Genomic DNA, 15,514 nt, shown 5'->3' with positions numbered 1-15,514 from the left:
TTCAGACGGTAACGCGATCGAGCACGAGCGGCCCGGTGAGCGGACGAGAATCATCCTCCGTAGCGCTCCCGGGTGGGCTGATCACGGCCGCCCCGTCGAGAGCGGCGACCGCTCCGCCGATGGCCCCGGGCGTCCGGGTGTGCAGGCTGTACAGCGGTGCACCGGCTGTCACCGTGTCGCCGGGTTTGGCGTGCAGTACCACGCCGGCCTCGGACTGGACGCCGGCGCCCGGGACCGCCCGGCCCGCGCCGAGACGCCAGGCGGCAACTCCCACCGCCATCGCGTCCAGGCTCCGCAGCACACCCGACGTCGGCGCCCGCACCACCTCGATGTGTGGGGCGACCGGCAGCGGGGCGTCCGGGTCACCGCCCTGCGCGGCGATCATCGCGCGCCAGGTGTCCATGGCCCTGCCATTCGCCAGATGGGCGGCGGGGTCGGCGTCGGGGAGCCCGGCCGCGTCGAGCATCTCCCGCGCCAGAGCGAGGGTGAGTTCGACGACGTCGGCGGGTCCACCCCCGGACAGCACCTCGAGCGACTCGGCCACCTCGACCGCGTTGCCGGCGGTCAGGCCCAGTGGGGTGGACATGTCGGTGAGCAGCGCGGTGGTGCGCACACCGGCCGCGGTGCCGAGTGACACCATCGTCTTGGCCAGCCGCCGGGCGTCGTCGGGTGACGACAGGAAAGCCCCCGAGCCGGTTTTGACATCCAGTACGAGCGCCCCGGTTCCCTCGGCGATCTTCTTGCTCATGATCGAGGCCGCGATCAGCGGTATCGATTCGACGGTTCCGGTGACATCGCGCAGTGCGTACAGCTTGCGGTCGGCGGGCGCGAGATCGGCCCCGGCCGCACACACCACGGCGCCGACGGACTCGAGCTGCGAATACAGCTGCGCCGTCGTCAGATCCGCCCGCCAGCCGGGAATCGACTCCAGCTTGTCGAGGGTGCCGCCGGTGTGGCCCAGGCCTCTGCCCGACAGTTGCGGCACCGCCACGCCGAACGAGGCGACCAGAGGTGCGAGCGGCAACGTGATCTTGTCCCCCACCCCGCCGGTGGAGTGTTTGTCGACGGTGGTCAGCGGCCTGCCGTCGCGCCGCAGCTCGCCGAAGTCCATCCGCGTGCCGCTGTCGATCATCGACTGTGTCCAGGTGACGATCTCCCGATCGGTCATCCCGCGCAGGTAGATCGCCATCAGGAGCGCCGACATCTGTTCCTCGGCGACCCCGTCGGCACGGGTGTACCGGTCGACTATCCAGGTGATCTGCTCATCGGTCAGTTCGCAGCCGTCTCGCTTGGCGGCGATGACCGACACCGCGTCGAGGACCGGGCTCATCGGGTGATCCGATCCAGATCCTCGGGGCCGAACGCATCGGGCAGCAGCTCGCCAAGGGTCCGCGGACCGTCGGCGTGGTCGACGAGCAGACCCGGTCCGCCGAATTCGAGGAGCACCTGCCTGCACCGGCCGCACGGCATCAGCGGCGAACCGTCGGCGTCACAGACCGCGACGGCCCGCAGCCGCCCGCCACCGGTGGCCACCAGCTGCGCCGCCAAAGTCACCTCGGCACAGATCCCGAGACCGTATGAGACATTCTCCACATTGCATCCGGCCACGAAACGGCCGTCGTCTGTGATTGCGGAGGCCCCCACCGGGAACCGCGAATACGGCGCGTAAGCCTTGCCGATCATCGACCTTGCGTTGTCTCGCAACGTCTTCCACTCGGTCATCCCGACCACCACAACCTCCTCGACATCACTTTCGGACCCCGATGTGACCACCCCGACTACAACGCGGACATTGGTAAGGCAACCCTAAATCGAGATATCTTGTCTCTCAAATGTGTTCGGGTAATTTAACGACGGCCTCAGCATAGGTTTAAAGTCTCTTGCATGGGTCGCCCGCAGGTTCGTGAGCAGTCGGCCCAGCCAATCCATCGACGGTGTTGGAGGCCAACTTTCCGATGAGTACGCCGACCGAGGTTGCACCAGATCCGGTGCGTAAGCGTTCCCTCTACCGAGGCGATCCAGGCATGTGGTCCTGGGTGCTACACCGCATCACCGGTGTGACAATCTTCTTCTTCCTGTTCGTTCACGTCCTCGACACCGCGGTCATCCGCATCGACCCGAACAAGTATTCGGAGGTCGTCGAGACGTACAAGACCCCGATCATCGGTCTGATGGAGATCGCGCTGGTCGCGTGCGTGCTGTTCCACGCACTCAATGGCCTGCGGTTGATCCTGGTCGACTTCTGGGGCAAGGGACCGAAGTACCAGCGGCAGATGCTGTGGGGCATTCTCGGCCTGTTCGTCGTGCTGTTCGGCGCGATGGCTGTCCGGCTCCTGCAGATCCTGATCCAGCATTCGTTCTAGGAGCCGACGGACATGACCACTTCAGCAAATCCGAAACTGGCCAAGACGCTCGAGAAGGAACACGTCCGGCCGGCCAGCCTCGACAACCCGCGCTCGCCGCGCAAGCCCAAGGGCGGCAACTTCGAGAAGAACGCGTGGATGTTCATGCGCTTCTCGGGCCTGGCACTGATCATCCTGACCTTCGGCCACATGTTCATCATGCTGGCGTGGGACGACGGCGTGCACCGCATCGACGCCTCGTTCGTGGCCAAGCGCTGGGACTCGGCGGGCTGGCAGATCTGGGATCTGACCATGCTGTGGCTGGCGCAGTTGCACGGCGGCAACGGTGTGCGCACCGTCATCGCCGACTACACGCGCAAGGATTCGACCCGCTTCTGGCTGAACGTCCTGCTGGCCCTGTCGATGCTGCTCGTGCTGATCATGGGCACCTATGCCCTTCTCACCTTCGACGTCAGCAGCGTCGACTGACCTCGCGCGTCGGATAAAGGAGACCAAGACTCATGCAGGAACACCGCTACGACGTACTCATCGTCGGTGCAGGCGGCGCCGGGATGCGCGCGGCCATCGAGGCCGCTCCCCGTGCGCGGACCGCGGTCCTCACCAAGCTCTACCCCACCCGCTCCCACACCGGCGCGGCACAGGGCGGCATGTGCGCCGCGCTGGCCAACGTCGAGGAGGACAACTGGGAGTGGCACACCTTCGACACCGTCAAGGGCGGCGACTACATCGTCGACCAGGACGCCGCCGAGATCATGGCCAAGGAGGCCATCGACGCGGTGCTCGACCTGGAGAAGATGGGCCTGCCGTTCAACCGCACCCCTGAGGGCCGGATCGACCAGCGCCGGTTCGGTGGTCACACCCGTGACCACGGCAAGGCCCCGGTCCGCCGGGCCTGTTACGCCGCCGACCGTACCGGTCACATGATCCTGCAGACCCTGTATCAGAACTGCGTCAAGCACGACGTGGAGTTCTTCAACGAGTTCTACGCCCTCGACCTGTGCCTGTCGGAGAACGAGGACGGTGAACTCACCGCCACCGGCGTGGTCGCCTACGAGCTGGCCACCGGCGAGATCCACGTCTTCCATGCCAAGTCGATCGTGTTCGCCACCGGTGGTTCGGGACGCATGTACAAGACCACGTCGAACGCGCACACGCTGACCGGCGACGGTATGGGCATCGTCTTCCGCAAGGGACTTCCGCTGGAGGACATGGAGTTCCACCAGTTCCATCCGACAGGTCTGGCCGGTCTGGGCATCCTCATCTCCGAGGCGGTCCGCGGCGAGGGCGGCATCCTGCGCAACGTGGACGGCGAACGCTTCATGGAACGCTACGCCCCCACCATCAAGGACCTCGCGCCCCGCGACATCGTCGCCCGCTCGATGGTGCTGGAGGTTCTGGAGGGCCGCGGCGCCGGACCCAACAAGGACTACGTCTACATCGACGTGACCCACCTCGGCGAGGACGTGCTCAACGAGAAGCTCCCCGACATCACCGAGTTCGCCCGCACCTACCTCGGTGTCGACCCGGTCACCGAGTACGTCCCGGTGTTCCCCACCTGCCACTACGTGATGGGTGGTATCCCCACCAACGTCGAGGGCCAGGTGCTGCGTAACAACACCGAGATCGTGCACGGCCTGTTCGCCGCCGGCGAATGCGCGTGCGTGTCCGTACACGGAGCCAACCGGCTCGGCACCAACTCGCTGCTCGACATCAACGTCTTCGGGCGGCGGGCCGGTATCGCCGCCGCCGAGTACGCGAACTCGGCGTCGTTCGTTCCCCTGCCCGAGGCGCCCACCACGATGGTCGACGGCTGGCTGGAAACGCTGCTGTCCGAGCACGGCCACGAACGGGTCGCCGATATCCGCACGTCGCTGCAGGCCACGATGGATGCCAACGCGTCGGTGTTCCGCACCGAGGACACTCTCAAGCAGGCCCTCAAAGACGTGCAGGCGCTCAAGGAGCGGTACGCGCACATCCGCATCCATGACAAGGGCAAGCGGTTCAATTCCGATCTGCTCGAGGCCATCGAACTCGGATTCCTGCTGGAAATGGCGGAGGTCACCGTGGTCGGTGCCATCAACCGCAAGGAGTCCCGCGGCGGGCATGCCCGTGAGGATTACCCCACCCGTGACGACGTCAACTTCATGCGCCACACGATGGCGTACAAGAAGGGCACCGATCTTCTCTCCGACATCGAGCTGGACTACAAGCCCGTGGTGCAGACCCGTTATGAGCCGATGGAGCGTAAGTACTGATGACTGCCATCCTGGACAAGCCCGCACCCGGTTCCGACGAGCCGCCGCTGCCCCCGGTGCCCGCCGAGGCCACCATGATCACGCTCAAGATCTACCGGTTCAACCCGGAAGATCCTGACGCGCAGGGGTTCCAGAGCTACCGCGTGCCGGCGCTGCCGACCGACCGGTTGCTCAACCTGCTCCTGTACGTGAAGGGTTACCTCGACGGCACGCTCACGTTCCGGCGCAGCTGCGCCCACGGCGTGTGCGGTTCCGACGCGATGCGTGTCAACGGCGTCAACCGGCTGGCCTGCAAGCTCCTGATGAAGGATCTGCTGCCCAAGGACGCGGCCAAGGCCAAGGAACTGACGATCACCATCGAACCCATCAAGGGTCTGCCGGTGGAGAAGGATCTGGTCGTCAACATGGAGCCGTTCTTCGACGCCTACCGGGCGATCAAGCCGTTCCTGATCACCTCGGGCAACGATCCGACGTACGAGCGGATCCAGAGCCAGACCGACCGCGCCCGCTTCGATGACACCACCAAGTGCATCCTGTGCGCGTGCTGCACCACCAGTTGCCCGATCTTCTGGAACGATGGCAGTTACTTCGGTCCGGCCGCGATCGTCAACGCGCACCGGTTCATCTTCGACAGCCGCGACGAGGCCGCCGTCGAGCGCCTCGATATCCTCAACGATGTCGACGGTGTGTGGCGCTGCCGTACCACCTTCAACTGCACCGACGCCTGCCCGCGCGGTATCCAGGTGACCCAGGCGATCTCGGAAGTCAAGCGCGCCCTGATGTTCTCACGCTGACCCCCGCTTGTTCAGCCCCCTGCTGTTCAGTCCACAGTGCGGCCCGCGGATCTGATGGTCCGCGGGCCGCACTGTTTATCGGCCGCGTAGTCTCGCGGCCTGCTTGGTCAGATGCCGGCGTTCGGCGACGCTCGTCGCGGCATCGGCGGCCTCGACGTAGAGCCGGATGGCCGGCCCGGTATCGCCGGCCTTTTCATACAGATACGCCCGGACCGCGGCGTGCCGCGGAGTGTCCTCACCGACACCCGACAGCGCGGCCAGCCCCGCGTGCGGGCCATCGGACTCCCCCACCGCCACCGCACGATTGAGCCGCACCACCGGCGTGTCGGTGAAACCGAGGAGTTCGTCGTACCACTCGACGATCTGCGGCCAGTCGGTCTCGGCCACGTCGCGGGCATCCGCGTGCAGCGCGGCGATCGCCGCCTGCGCCTGGTACTCGCCGAGGCGGTCGCGGGCCAGCGTGGCCTGCAGGATCTCGATACCGCTCGCGATTTCGGTTGTGTCCCAGCGCGTTCGGTCCTGCTGCGCCAACGGGATCAACGATCCGTCCGGCTCGTGTCTGGCGGCCCGCCGGGCGTGGTGGAGCATCATCAGCGCGAGCAGGCCGTGCACCTCCGGTTCATCGACCAGGGCGGCGAGTTGCCGGGTGATCCGGATCGCTTCGGCCGCAAGGTCCACCGATTGCGAGTAACCGGCGTTGAACACCAGATACAAGACGCGCAGGACTATGGCGAGATCCCCTGGCTGCCCGACCGATTCCTGCGCGATGACCCGCTTCGCCCGTGAAATACGCTGGGCCATAGTCGATACCGGAACCATATAGGCGTCGGCGATCTGCTGCGTCGTGAGTCCGCCGACCGCACGCAGTGTCAGCGCCACCGCCGCCGACGGACTCAGCGCGGGATGGGCGCACAGGAAGTACAGCCAGAGACTGTCGTCGGTGTCCGGTGCCGGTCCTCGTTCCGGCTCGGTCGCCACGCGCACCTCGCGATCGCGGCGGGCGGCCTCGGAACGGGTCGCGTCGAGAAACCTGCGCCATGCGACGGTCACCAGCCACGCCTTGGGGTCCCGCGGCGGCGACGACGCCCCGAGCAGTTCGATCAGCGCCTCCTGGACGGCATCCTCGGCCGAGGAGAAGTCCGCTCCCCTGCGGACGAGGATGCCGATCACCTCGGGGATGATCGGAGGGTTCACCCCTCATCCATCGGATTGTTATCGTACATCGGGCGCAATTCGAGCCATTCACAGATCGGCGCACCGCCCGGGCCGGGCGCGGCCGACAGTTCCGCGGCCAGTTCCTTGGCGCGGTCGAAGGAGTCGACGTCGATCAGCATGAAGCCGGCGATCAGGTCCTTGCTCTCGGCGAAGGGGCCGTCGGTGACGGGCGGTTTGCCCCCGCCGTCGAACCGGATGAACGTACCTTGCGGCGAAAGAGCTTGGGAGGCAACGTACTCGCCGCTCTCGCGGAGTCTGTCGGCGAACTCCTCCATGTACCGGAAGTGGGCGGACTGATCCTCAGGGGTCCACTGGTCCAGTGGTGTGTCGACGATCGGCGCCGGGCCACCGCGATAATGCTTGAGCAGCAGGTACTTGGCCATGATGGTCTCCTTCGATTGGTGCGGCGTGGCCCCGTGTGGTCGCACGCTCACCAGGGAGACGTCGCCGCCCACCCATTTTCGACATCGAGCCGGAGAATTTCGCGACGATGCGCGGATTCGGCCGGATCAGCGGCGGATCAGCCCGGCGATCGACGCCGCCAGCACCGCCCCGGCGGCCACCGCACCGGCGATCACCGACGGCGGCGGCATCGCGCTCACCGAGTACGTGGGTGAGACCACCACCGGCCGCTGGGCGTCCTCCTCGGCCGGCGGTTCGATCTCGTCGACCACCTGAAAGGCCGCGTTCTTGGGGTCGGTCGCGCACCAGGCGGTGACGTACAACAGGATCCGCGAGGCGAGGTACGCGAACACCATGATGCCGATGATCGAGCCGAACGCCGCGCCCGCCGGCCCGCTCATCACCGAGGTCAGGTAGATCCCGCCGAACGCCTTGAGGATCTCGAAGACGACGGCCATCAGGAAGCCCGCCTTGAGGCAGTTGCGGAACGGCACGTCCATCAGCGGCAGCCGGGACTGCACGAAGGTGAACAGCAGCCCGGACGCGGTTACCGAGATCAGGATCGAGACCACCCGGATCAGCGTCGAGGCCCACGGCATGTCATCGATCGACAGCCAATCCATGATCTGAGGGAGCAGCCCACTGCTGCCGAGGGCGCTGAGCCCCAGGGTGATCACGAACGCCAGGCCGACGACCACGAAGATCGCCAGGTCGCCGAGCTTCGCCTTGATCGCACTGCGCTTGATGCGGCCGCCCCAGATCTCGGTGAGCGCCATCCGCACACCCGACATCCATCCGATACCGGTCAGCGCGGCACCGAGCAGACCGACGACACCGACGGTGGCGCGGGAGGCGATCGCCGAATCGATCAGGTCGGAGACCTGGGTGCCCATATCCCCGGGCATCTGCTCGACCACCGAATCCTGGATATCGTCGAGCAGGCCCTGATTGCCGGCCAGCACATAACCGGCGATGGCGAACGCGACCATCAGGATCGGGATGAGCGCCAGGATGCCGGTGAACGTGATACCGGCCGCGTGCAGGTTGCCGCGGCGGTCGCCGTACCGGGCGACGGTATCGAGGATGTGTTTGAGAGACGGCCAGCGCTCCTGTGCCTCCTCGAACTTCTCCTTCCCCGTGGCGACAGCGTCCTTCGCCGAATCGACCGCAGAACTCATCCCCGACGTCTCCCTCGTCACGGTGCGAGGGAAAGGTACCTCACACCTTCGGTGCCAAGAACCCTACTTTGTCATACGTAATTCTGAGTGTGTCCGATGCAATTGCGCGGGCGCGTTCGGCACCCGAGGCCAGAATGCCATCGAGATAGGCCGGATCCTCGGTGTATTCGGTGACCCGGCCGCGCAGCGGCCCGACGAAATCAGCCAGCACGTCGGCCGTGTCGACCTTCAGCTCGCCGTAACCCTTGCCCTCGTACTTGGCGACGAGGTCATCGATACCGACGCCGCTGAGCGCGGACTGGATGGTCAGCAGATTGCTCACACCGGGCTTGTTCTCCCGGTCGAAGCCGACCTCGCTGCCGGTGTCGGTCACCGCGGACCGGATCTTCTTGGCCGAGCGCTTCGGATCGTCGAGCAGGTTGATCAGCCCCTTGTCGGTGTCGGCCGACTTGCTCATCTTGGCGGTCGGGTTCTGCAGGTCGTAGATCTTGGCGAACTCGGAGACGATGAACGCCTCCGGTACCTTGAGCGCCTTGCCGAACCGCTTGTTGAAGCGCTGGGCCAGGTCGCGGGTCAGCTCCAGGTGCTGACGCTGGTCCTCGCCCACCGGCACCAGATCCACCTGGAAGGCCAGGATGTCCGCGGCCATCAGGATCGGGTAGGTGAACAGGCCCACCCCCGCCGCGTCCACACCCTGCTTGGCGGACTTGTCCTTGAACTGGGTCATCCGGCTGGCCTCGCCGAACCCGGTGAGGCACGAGAGCACCCAGGTCAGCTGAGCGATCTCGGGGACGTGCGATTGCACGTAGATCGTCGCGCGCGCGGGATCAACGCCGACGGCCAGCAACTGGGCGACAGCGACGCGGGTGCGTTCGCGCAGCACTTTCGGGTCCTGCGGCACGGTGATGGCGTGCATGTCGGGGATGAAATAGAAGGCGTCGAAGTCCTCCTGCAGCTCCACCCACTGACGCACGGCGCCGAGGTAGTTTCCGAGATGGAAGGAGTCACTGGTCGGCTGGATTCCGGACAGGACCCGCTTGGCGGGCTGGGGTGCGGCGCCCTCGCCGCCGGCGTTCTCGGTGCTCGCGACTTCACTGCTGGTCATGGGTTCCAGTGTCTCAAAGCGGCTCAAGCCGATTTTGTCGGCACACCCCGCGGCCCGGGTCGGGCAGCTCAGCCGAACGTAACGGTCACCGGTGCGTGGTCGGACCAGCGCAGATCGTAGGCCTGCGCCCGGTCCACGACGGCCGCGCTCGCCACCGCCGCCATCGGCGCGTTGGCGAATTGGTAGTCGATGCGCCAGCCGGCGTCGTTGTCGAAGGCCTTACCGCGCCACGACCACCAGCTGTACGGCCCCGCGTCATCCGGGTACAGGTCCCGGACCACGTCCGACCAGCCCGAGGCCAGCAGACCGGCCACCCACTCGCGCTCGTGCGGCAGGAAACCCGGGCTTTTCAGATTGCCCTTCCAGTTCTTGATGTCGGCCTCGGCGGGTGCGATATTCCAGTCGCCGCCGACCACCACTCCGCGATCCCCGCCGGCCAGGCCCGCGAGGTAGGCACCGAACTCGTCGAGGAAACGCTTCTTCTCCTCGAACTTGGCCGCGTCCTGCGGCGTGTCGGCGGCGCCCTTGGGCAGGTACAGACTCGCGACGGTCAGCTCATCGACGCCGTCGACCCCGGGGGCGGTGAAGTCGGCCTCGACGTACCGGCCCAGGCCGTCGAATTCGGGGCTCCCGAATCCGGTCCGGACCGCGGCCGGTTCGCTTCGGCTGAGCACGCCGACCCCGGCATGTCCCTTGACCGACGACTCGGTCATCGTCAGGTGCCAGCCGTCGGCGAGGGCCGGCGCCAGCGCATCGTGGGCCTGCTTGTGCGAGGCGCGGATCTCCTGCAGGACGATCACATCCGACGGTGTTTCCGACAGCCAGCGCAACATTCCCTCGTTGCGTTCGTTGCGTTGTTTGACAGCGGCGCGGATGCCGTTGACGTTGACGGTGGTGATGACGATGGGCACGGCACCCGAGCCTACGTCCGCACCGCGACAGTGGTGGCCGGCGCACCCCTGCGTGCCACTACGGCCAGAACCAGGATCAGCAACCCGCCGGCCGCCAGCCCGGCCCCGAACAGCGAGGGTGCGCGGTAGCCCAGTCCCGCCGCCACCACCACACCACCGATCCAGGCGCCGATTGCGTTGGCGACGTTGAGCGCCGAATGGTTCATCGACGCCGCCAGCGTCTGCGCGTCGTCGGCCACATCCATCAGACGTGTCTGCAGCGCCGGGATCATCGACGCCCCGGCCATGCCCACCAGGAAGGTCAGCGCGAACGCGGCCCAGGCGACCTGCGCGCACACCGCGAACGCGATCAGCACGGCGACCATCGCTCCCAGTCCGCCCGCGATGCCGGCGGTCACATTCCGGTCGGCCACCGCCCCGCCGACGATGTTGCCGGCGACCATGCCGAGACCGAACAGCATCAGCGCCCATGGCACCGCGCCGGACCCGACGCCGGTCAGGGAGGTGAGGGTCGAATTGAGGTAGGTGTAGAACGCGAACAGCCCACCGTTGCCGACGATGCCGATGAACAAGGTGAACCACACCTGCGAACGCCGCAGCGCGCCGAGTTCGGTGAGCGGATTGGTCACCCGCATGTCGGTCAGCGGCGGCAGCGTGCGCAGCAGCGCCAGCAACGTGAGCACGCCGACCGCGACGACCACGACGTAGGCGGCGCGCCACCCGAAGGTGTCGCCGAGCCAGGTGGCCAGCGGAACCCCGGCGACGTTGGCCACCGACAGCCCCAGCATCGTCATGCCCACCGCCTTGGCCCGGTTGCGCGGCCCGGCGAGGTGGGCCGCCACGATCGCGGCCACCCCGAAGTACGCCCCGTGCGGCAGTCCGGCGACGAAGCGGGCCGCCAGCAGCAGCGGGTACGACGGCGCGAGCACTGTGGTCAGGTTGCCGAGGGTGAAGGCGGCCATCAGGACGATCAGCAGGGTGCGCCGCGACATGCGCGCGGTCAGCGCAGCGATGACGGGCGCGCCGACGACCACGCCGAGCGCGTACATCGACACCAGGTGACCCGCGGTCGGCTCGGTCACGCCGAGCGCGCCGGCGATGGTGGGCAGCAGCCCCATCGACACGAACTCGGTGGTCCCGATCCCGAAGCCGCCAAGCGCCAGCGCGAAGATCACCCAGCCCAGCGGCCGCGGCCGGACACCCTCGGGATGTGGTCGCTGGTCGGGAGCGCGCATGACGGGACGGGCGGGCTGGTCGGGCACAACGTACCCAACGGCACCGGCCTCCTCATGATTCCGGCCGGACCCGGTGAGGTCGTTCACAACCATCCGCGCGGCACCCGATTCCCCGGCCTTGCAATCGGTCTGAGCAGGAGGGTTCTCCCGGCCCCGAATCGGTGTTATATCCTTGTCGCCAGGTCATGAGTATCAGCGCAAAGCCCCGGCTCGCTGATCGGCAACCCTCCATCCGCGGTGGGGTGCTCCGGGTGATGACCGGGTTGGGGGCCGTCAGGCCTTCCGGCAAGCGCGGGTCCGAAGGTCGGACCCCAACAGGGTCTCCCATGGCCCTGCCGACCGCAGAAAGTTGTGTATCACGTCATGTCTGACGCAGCGAATCCAGCGGATAACTGGAGTTTCGAAACCAAGCAGATTCACGTCGGCCAGTCCCCGGATCCGACGACCGGCGCGCGCGCGTTGCCGATCTACCAGACCACCAGCTACGCCTTCCACGACACCCAGCACGCCGCCAACCTGTTCGGTCTGGCGGAGCCGGGCAACATCTACACGCGGATCATGAACCCGACGCAGGACGCGGTGGAGCAGCGTCTGGCCGCACTCGAAGGCGGCGTCGCGGCGCTGCTGGTCTCGTCGGGTCAGGCCGCCACCACCTACGCGATCCTCAATGTGGCCGAGACGGGCAGCCATGTCGTGGCCAGCCCCCGGCTGTACGGCGGCACCTACAACCTCTTCCACTACACCCTGCCCAAGCTGGGTGTGGAGGTCACATTCGTCGACGATCCCGAGGATCCCGCCTCCTGGCAGGCCGCGGTCCGCGACAACACCCGCGCTTTCTATGGCGAGTCCATCGCCAACCCCGGCAACGAGATCCTCGACATCAAGGGCATCTCCGATGTCGCGCACACCAACGGCGTGCCCCTGATCGTCGACAACACCGTCGCCACGCCTTACCTGCTCAACCCGCTCGCCCACGGCGCCGACGTGGTGGTCCACTCCGCCACCAAGTACATCGGCGGCCACGGTACCGCGATCGGCGGCGTGATCATCGACGGCGGAACCTTCGACTGGCGGGTGCAGCGGGACGGCACCGACCTGTTCCCCGGATTCACCACCCCGGACCCCAGCTACCACGGGGCGGTGTTCGCCGACCTCGGCGCACCGGCGTACGCGCTGAAGGTCCGCGTGCAGTTGCTGCGCGACACCGGCGCGGCGATCTCCCCGTTCAACGCCTTCCTGCTCGCGCAGGGACTGGAGACGCTGAGCCTGCGCGTCGAGCGGCATGTGGCCAACGCACAGCGAGTCGCCGCGCACCTCAACGATCATCCGCAGGTCACCTCGGTGACCTACGCGGGGTTGTCCACCTCACCGTGGTATCAGCGCGGACAGGAACTCGCCCCCAGGGGGCAGGGCGCTATCGTCGCGTTCGAGATCGAGGGCGGTGTCGACGCCGGCAAGCGGTTCGTCGACGCGCTGACCCTGCACAGCCACGTCGCCAACATCGGTGATGTGCGCTCGCTGGTGATCCACCCCGCGTCGACCACCCACAGCCAGTTGACGCCCGACGAGCAGCTCGCTGCCGGCGTGACCCCGGGACTGGTCCGGCTCGCCGTCGGAATCGAAGGTGTCGATGACATCATCGCCGACCTCGAGCAGGGTTTCGCCGCGGCCAAGTGAACAGGGCCAAGTGAGCAGCAGGTGAGTGTGAGAGCAGGTGAGCAACCCTTGTCAGTGAGTACTGAACGGCCGGCGGCCGGGCTGATCGCAGACCCCGACTGGGCGAAGAGCCCGGACGGGCAGACGATGTATGCCTCGGTCGGGCCGCTCACACTCGACAATCGCGAGGTGCTCAGCGACGTGACCCTGGCGTTCCAGCGTTGGGGCACGTTGTCACCCACCCGCGACAATGTGGTTCTCACACTGCACGCACTCACCGGCGACTCGCACGTCACCGGACCGGTCGACGACGACCACCCGACGGCGGGCTGGTGGGACGGGCTGATCGGTCCGGGATGCGCCATCGACACCGATGAATGGTGCGTCGTGTCCGCCAATGTCCTCGGTGGTTGCCGTGGGTCGACCGGTCCCTCCTCGATCGCCCCGGACGGGCGGCCCTGGGGATCACGGTTCCCCCGGATCACCATCGCCGACCAGGTGCGGGCCGAGGTCGCACTGATGGATGCGCTCGGTGTCACCGAGGTCGCGTCGGCGCTCGGCGGATCGATGGGCGGTGCGCGGGCACTCGAATGGGCCGTCGGCTATCCCGATCGGGTCCGGTCCGTGCTGGTGCTGGCCGTCGGTGCGCGGGCGACGGCCGACCAGATCGGTATCCAGTCCACGCAGATCGCCGCGATCAGGTCCGATCCGGATTGGCAGGGCGGCGACTACCACGGCACCGGCCGGGCTCCCACCGCCGGCATGAACATCGCCCGGCGTATCGCGCACCTGTCGTACCGCGCCGAGGCCGAGCTCGATGACCGGTTCGGCAATACCCCTCAGGGCACAGAGAACCCCCTACGGGACGGCCGTTTTGCCATCGAAAGCTATCTCGAACACCAGTCCGCCAAGCTGAGCAGGCGATTCGACCCGGGCAGCTACGTCGTCCTCACCGATTCGCTCAACACCCACGACATCGGCCGGGGACGCGGTGGCATCGTCGCCGCACTGAGTGGATGTCCGGTGCCCGTCGTCGTCGGCGGAATCGATTCGGACCGGTTGTACCCGCTGCGCCTGCAGGCGGAGATCGCCGAGCACCTCGGCAACGCCGTCGGCGGCCTCCATGTGGTGCGCTCGGACAAGGGTCATGACGGTTTCCTCACCGAGGCCGACGCGATCGGTGACCTGCTGCGTTACACAACAGACATCGCGGCCGCCGGCCGCAGGTAAACTCCTGCCGGTGACCACGAATCAGCGAGTCCATAGTCTGACGGATACGGAGTCCTGGGAGGATATTCCCGACGGCCAGTTGGTCTACGCCGACCTGCCCCCGCTTCCCCTCGACAGCGGCGAGGTGTTCGAGAACGTGACGATGGCTTTTCAGCGCTGGGGCAGGCTGTCGCCGGCGCGGGACAACGTCGTACTCGTCCTCCATGCGTTGACCGGCGACTCGCACGTGATCGGTGCCGCCGATGACAATCACCCGACGCCGGGTTGGTGGGGCAATGTGATCGGCAAGGGCCTGGCCATCGACACCGACGAGTGGTGCGTCATCGCGGCCAACACGATCGGCGGCTGCATGGGTTCCACCGGTCCGTCGTCCATCGCCCCCGATGGGATGGCGTGGGGGTCACGGTTTCCCCGGATCACTCTGCTCGACCAGGTGCGGGCCGAGGTGTTCCTGATGGACGTGCTCGGCATCGATCGGGTGGCCGCCGTGCTCGGCGGATCGCTCGGTGGTGCCCGCGCCCTCGAGTGGGCGATCGGGTTCCCCGATCGGCTCAGGAGCGCGCTGGTCCTCGCGATCTCCGCCCGATCCACCGCGTACCTGATCGGGGTGCAGACAGCCCAGATCGCGGCGATCAAGTCGCACCCGGACTGGCAGGGCGGCGACTATTACGGAACAGGGCGGTCCCCCGCCGAGGCCATGGGCATCGCGCGCAGGATGGCGCACCTGACCTACCGGGGTGAGGCCGAACTCGATGAGCGCTTCGGCAACGCACCCCAGGACGGCGAGGATCCGCTGGAGGGTGGCCGGTATTCCATCGAGAGCTACCTCGAGTACCAGGCCGAGAAGCTGATCGAGCGGTTCGATCCCGGAAGCTTCGTGCTGCTGACCGAAGTGGTCAACGCCCACGATGTCGGGCGCAACCGTGGCGGCGTCCACGCCGCGCTCGGCAACTGTACCGTTCCTGTTGTCGTCGGTGGCATCGATTCGGACATGCTGTTCCCGCTGCGCCTACAGCAGGAAATCGTCGATCACCTGGGCAATGCCGTGGGCGGCCTGCACGTTGTGCACTCGGACAAGGGACACGATGGTTTCCTCGCGGCGACCGACGAAGTCGCCGAGGTCCTGAGGTTCACGGCCGAGGTCGCGCGGCAGTCACCGTAAGTCCTCAG

Annotated in this window: 15 protein-coding genes and 1 riboswitch; of the genes, 7 read left to right on the top strand and 8 right to left on the bottom strand. The window is 67.0% G+C overall.

The annotated features are described in order from the left end of the window. Nucleotide 1: 1 nt before the first annotated feature. Both GOAMR_RS15450 and GOAMR_RS15445 read right to left on the bottom strand, forming a co-directional pair. Nucleotides 2-1,330: a thymidine phosphorylase gene (locus GOAMR_RS15450; RefSeq protein ID WP_005189751.1), complete on the bottom strand. Its 1,329-nt coding sequence runs from the start codon at nucleotides 1,328-1,330 to the stop codon at nucleotides 2-4. Then, nucleotides 1,327-1,722, bottom strand: a complete 396-nt coding sequence (locus GOAMR_RS15445; RefSeq protein WP_040515490.1) for a cytidine deaminase — start codon at nucleotides 1,720-1,722, stop codon at nucleotides 1,327-1,329. Before GOAMR_RS15445 ends, GOAMR_RS15450 begins: the two co-directional genes overlap by 4 nt. A 233-nt stretch (nucleotides 1,723-1,955) precedes the next feature. Between GOAMR_RS15445 and sdhC the strand changes: the two genes are divergently transcribed. Genes sdhC through GOAMR_RS15425 form a run of 4 tightly spaced genes read left to right on the top strand, consistent with a single transcriptional unit; the run spans nucleotide 1,956 to nucleotide 5,412 of the window. Beyond that, a complete protein-coding gene (gene sdhC / locus GOAMR_RS15440; protein ID WP_083836982.1) occupies nucleotides 1,956-2,363 on the top strand; it encodes a succinate dehydrogenase, cytochrome b556 subunit in 408 nt (135 codons plus the stop codon). 12 nt (nucleotides 2,364-2,375) lie between these two features. Further along, nucleotides 2,376-2,831 (top strand): succinate dehydrogenase hydrophobic membrane anchor subunit, encoded by a 456-nt coding sequence (locus GOAMR_RS15435; protein WP_005189744.1) that lies wholly within the window; start codon nucleotides 2,376-2,378, stop codon nucleotides 2,829-2,831. Between the two features lie 32 nt (nucleotides 2,832-2,863). Continuing rightward, on the top strand, nucleotides 2,864-4,618 hold the full coding sequence (gene sdhA, locus GOAMR_RS15430; protein WP_005189740.1) for a succinate dehydrogenase flavoprotein subunit: 1,755 nt from the start codon (nucleotides 2,864-2,866) through the stop codon (nucleotides 4,616-4,618). Then, the gene (locus GOAMR_RS15425; protein ID WP_005189737.1) at nucleotides 4,618-5,412 is read left to right on the top strand and encodes a succinate dehydrogenase iron-sulfur subunit; all 795 of its coding nucleotides are present in this window, start codon (nucleotides 4,618-4,620) and stop codon (nucleotides 5,410-5,412) included. Before sdhA ends, GOAMR_RS15425 begins: the two co-directional genes overlap by 1 nt. A gap of 75 nt (nucleotides 5,413-5,487) precedes the next feature. Here the strand turns inward: GOAMR_RS15425 and GOAMR_RS15420 are convergent, their stop codons facing one another. From GOAMR_RS15420 to GOAMR_RS15395, 6 genes are all read right to left on the bottom strand, one after another. Then, nucleotides 5,488-6,606, bottom strand: coding sequence for an RNA polymerase sigma factor (locus GOAMR_RS15420; RefSeq protein WP_005189736.1), 1,119 nt, complete (start codon nucleotides 6,604-6,606; stop codon nucleotides 5,488-5,490). After that, nucleotides 6,603-7,010: a YciI family protein gene (locus GOAMR_RS15415; RefSeq protein WP_005189733.1), complete on the bottom strand. Its 408-nt coding sequence runs from the start codon at nucleotides 7,008-7,010 to the stop codon at nucleotides 6,603-6,605. Before GOAMR_RS15415 ends, GOAMR_RS15420 begins: the two co-directional genes overlap by 4 nt. A 126-nt stretch (nucleotides 7,011-7,136) precedes the next feature. Beyond that, nucleotides 7,137-8,207, bottom strand: a complete 1,071-nt coding sequence (locus GOAMR_RS15410; RefSeq protein ID WP_005189730.1) for a YhjD/YihY/BrkB family envelope integrity protein — start codon at nucleotides 8,205-8,207, stop codon at nucleotides 7,137-7,139. Between the two features lie 40 nt (nucleotides 8,208-8,247). Further along, nucleotides 8,248-9,312, bottom strand: a complete 1,065-nt coding sequence (gene trpS, locus GOAMR_RS15405) for a tryptophan--tRNA ligase (protein ID WP_005189727.1) — start codon at nucleotides 9,310-9,312, stop codon at nucleotides 8,248-8,250. Between the two features lie 68 nt (nucleotides 9,313-9,380). Next, nucleotides 9,381-10,223 carry an exodeoxyribonuclease III gene (locus tag GOAMR_RS15400; RefSeq protein ID WP_005189724.1) on the bottom strand — a complete coding sequence of 281 codons (843 nt, stop codon included), beginning with the start codon at nucleotides 10,221-10,223 and terminating at the stop codon, nucleotides 9,381-9,383. Nucleotides 10,224-10,234: 11 nt separating this feature from the next. Continuing rightward, nucleotides 10,235-11,458, bottom strand: a complete 1,224-nt coding sequence (locus GOAMR_RS15395) for an MFS transporter (RefSeq protein WP_138943765.1) — start codon at nucleotides 11,456-11,458, stop codon at nucleotides 10,235-10,237. 181 nt (nucleotides 11,459-11,639) lie between these two features. Further along, nucleotides 11,640-11,756, top strand: a riboswitch (SAM riboswitch). Between the two features lie 65 nt (nucleotides 11,757-11,821). Here GOAMR_RS15395 and GOAMR_RS15390 point away from each other — a divergent pair. The 3 genes from GOAMR_RS15390 to metX (GOAMR_RS15380) are packed head-to-tail and all read left to right on the top strand — an operon-like array spanning nucleotide 11,822 to nucleotide 15,506. Next, complete coding sequence (locus GOAMR_RS15390; protein ID WP_040515468.1) at nucleotides 11,822-13,135, top strand: bifunctional o-acetylhomoserine/o-acetylserine sulfhydrylase; 1,314 nt, start codon at nucleotides 11,822-11,824, stop codon at nucleotides 13,133-13,135. Between the two features lie 48 nt (nucleotides 13,136-13,183). Next, a complete protein-coding gene (metX, locus tag GOAMR_RS15385) occupies nucleotides 13,184-14,344 on the top strand; it encodes a homoserine O-acetyltransferase MetX (RefSeq protein WP_040515467.1) in 1,161 nt (386 codons plus the stop codon). Between the two features lie 10 nt (nucleotides 14,345-14,354). Then, nucleotides 14,355-15,506 (top strand): homoserine O-acetyltransferase MetX, encoded by a 1,152-nt coding sequence (metX, locus tag GOAMR_RS15380; protein WP_005189715.1) that lies wholly within the window; start codon nucleotides 14,355-14,357, stop codon nucleotides 15,504-15,506. Nucleotides 15,507-15,514 lie beyond the last annotated feature (8 nt).

The sequence above is a fragment of the Gordonia amarae NBRC 15530 genome (genome assembly GCF_000241345.1).
GTDB lineage: Bacteria > Actinomycetota > Actinomycetes > Mycobacteriales > Mycobacteriaceae > Gordonia > Gordonia amarae.
The sequence above is the reverse complement of the archived record's forward strand: the minus strand, read 5'-3'. Positions and strand labels throughout refer to the sequence as shown.

Bases quoted from the DNA above. Each gene is read 5' to 3' on its own strand.
- GOAMR_RS15450 (WP_005189751.1), bottom strand. From the start codon at position 1,330: ATGAGCCCGGTCCTCGACGCGGTGTCGGTCATCGCCGCCAAGCGAGAC.
- GOAMR_RS15445 (WP_040515490.1), bottom strand. From the start codon at position 1,722: ATGACCGAGTGGAAGACGTTGCGAGACAACGCAAGGTCGATGATCGGC.
- sdhC (WP_083836982.1), top strand. From the start codon at position 1,956: ATGAGTACGCCGACCGAGGTTGCACCAGATCCGGTGCGTAAGCGTTCC.
- GOAMR_RS15435 (WP_005189744.1), top strand. From the start codon at position 2,376: ATGACCACTTCAGCAAATCCGAAACTGGCCAAGACGCTCGAGAAGGAA.
- sdhA (WP_005189740.1), top strand. From the start codon at position 2,864: ATGCAGGAACACCGCTACGACGTACTCATCGTCGGTGCAGGCGGCGCC.
- GOAMR_RS15425 (WP_005189737.1), top strand. From the start codon at position 4,618: ATGACTGCCATCCTGGACAAGCCCGCACCCGGTTCCGACGAGCCGCCG.
- GOAMR_RS15415 (WP_005189733.1), bottom strand. From the start codon at position 7,010: ATGGCCAAGTACCTGCTGCTCAAGCATTATCGCGGTGGCCCGGCGCCG.
- GOAMR_RS15410 (WP_005189730.1), bottom strand. From the start codon at position 8,207: ATGAGTTCTGCGGTCGATTCGGCGAAGGACGCTGTCGCCACGGGGAAG.
- trpS (WP_005189727.1), bottom strand. From the start codon at position 9,312: ATGACCAGCAGTGAAGTCGCGAGCACCGAGAACGCCGGCGGCGAGGGC.
- GOAMR_RS15395 (WP_138943765.1), bottom strand. From the start codon at position 11,458: ATGCGCGCTCCCGACCAGCGACCACATCCCGAGGGTGTCCGGCCGCGG.
- GOAMR_RS15390 (WP_040515468.1), top strand. From the start codon at position 11,822: ATGTCTGACGCAGCGAATCCAGCGGATAACTGGAGTTTCGAAACCAAG.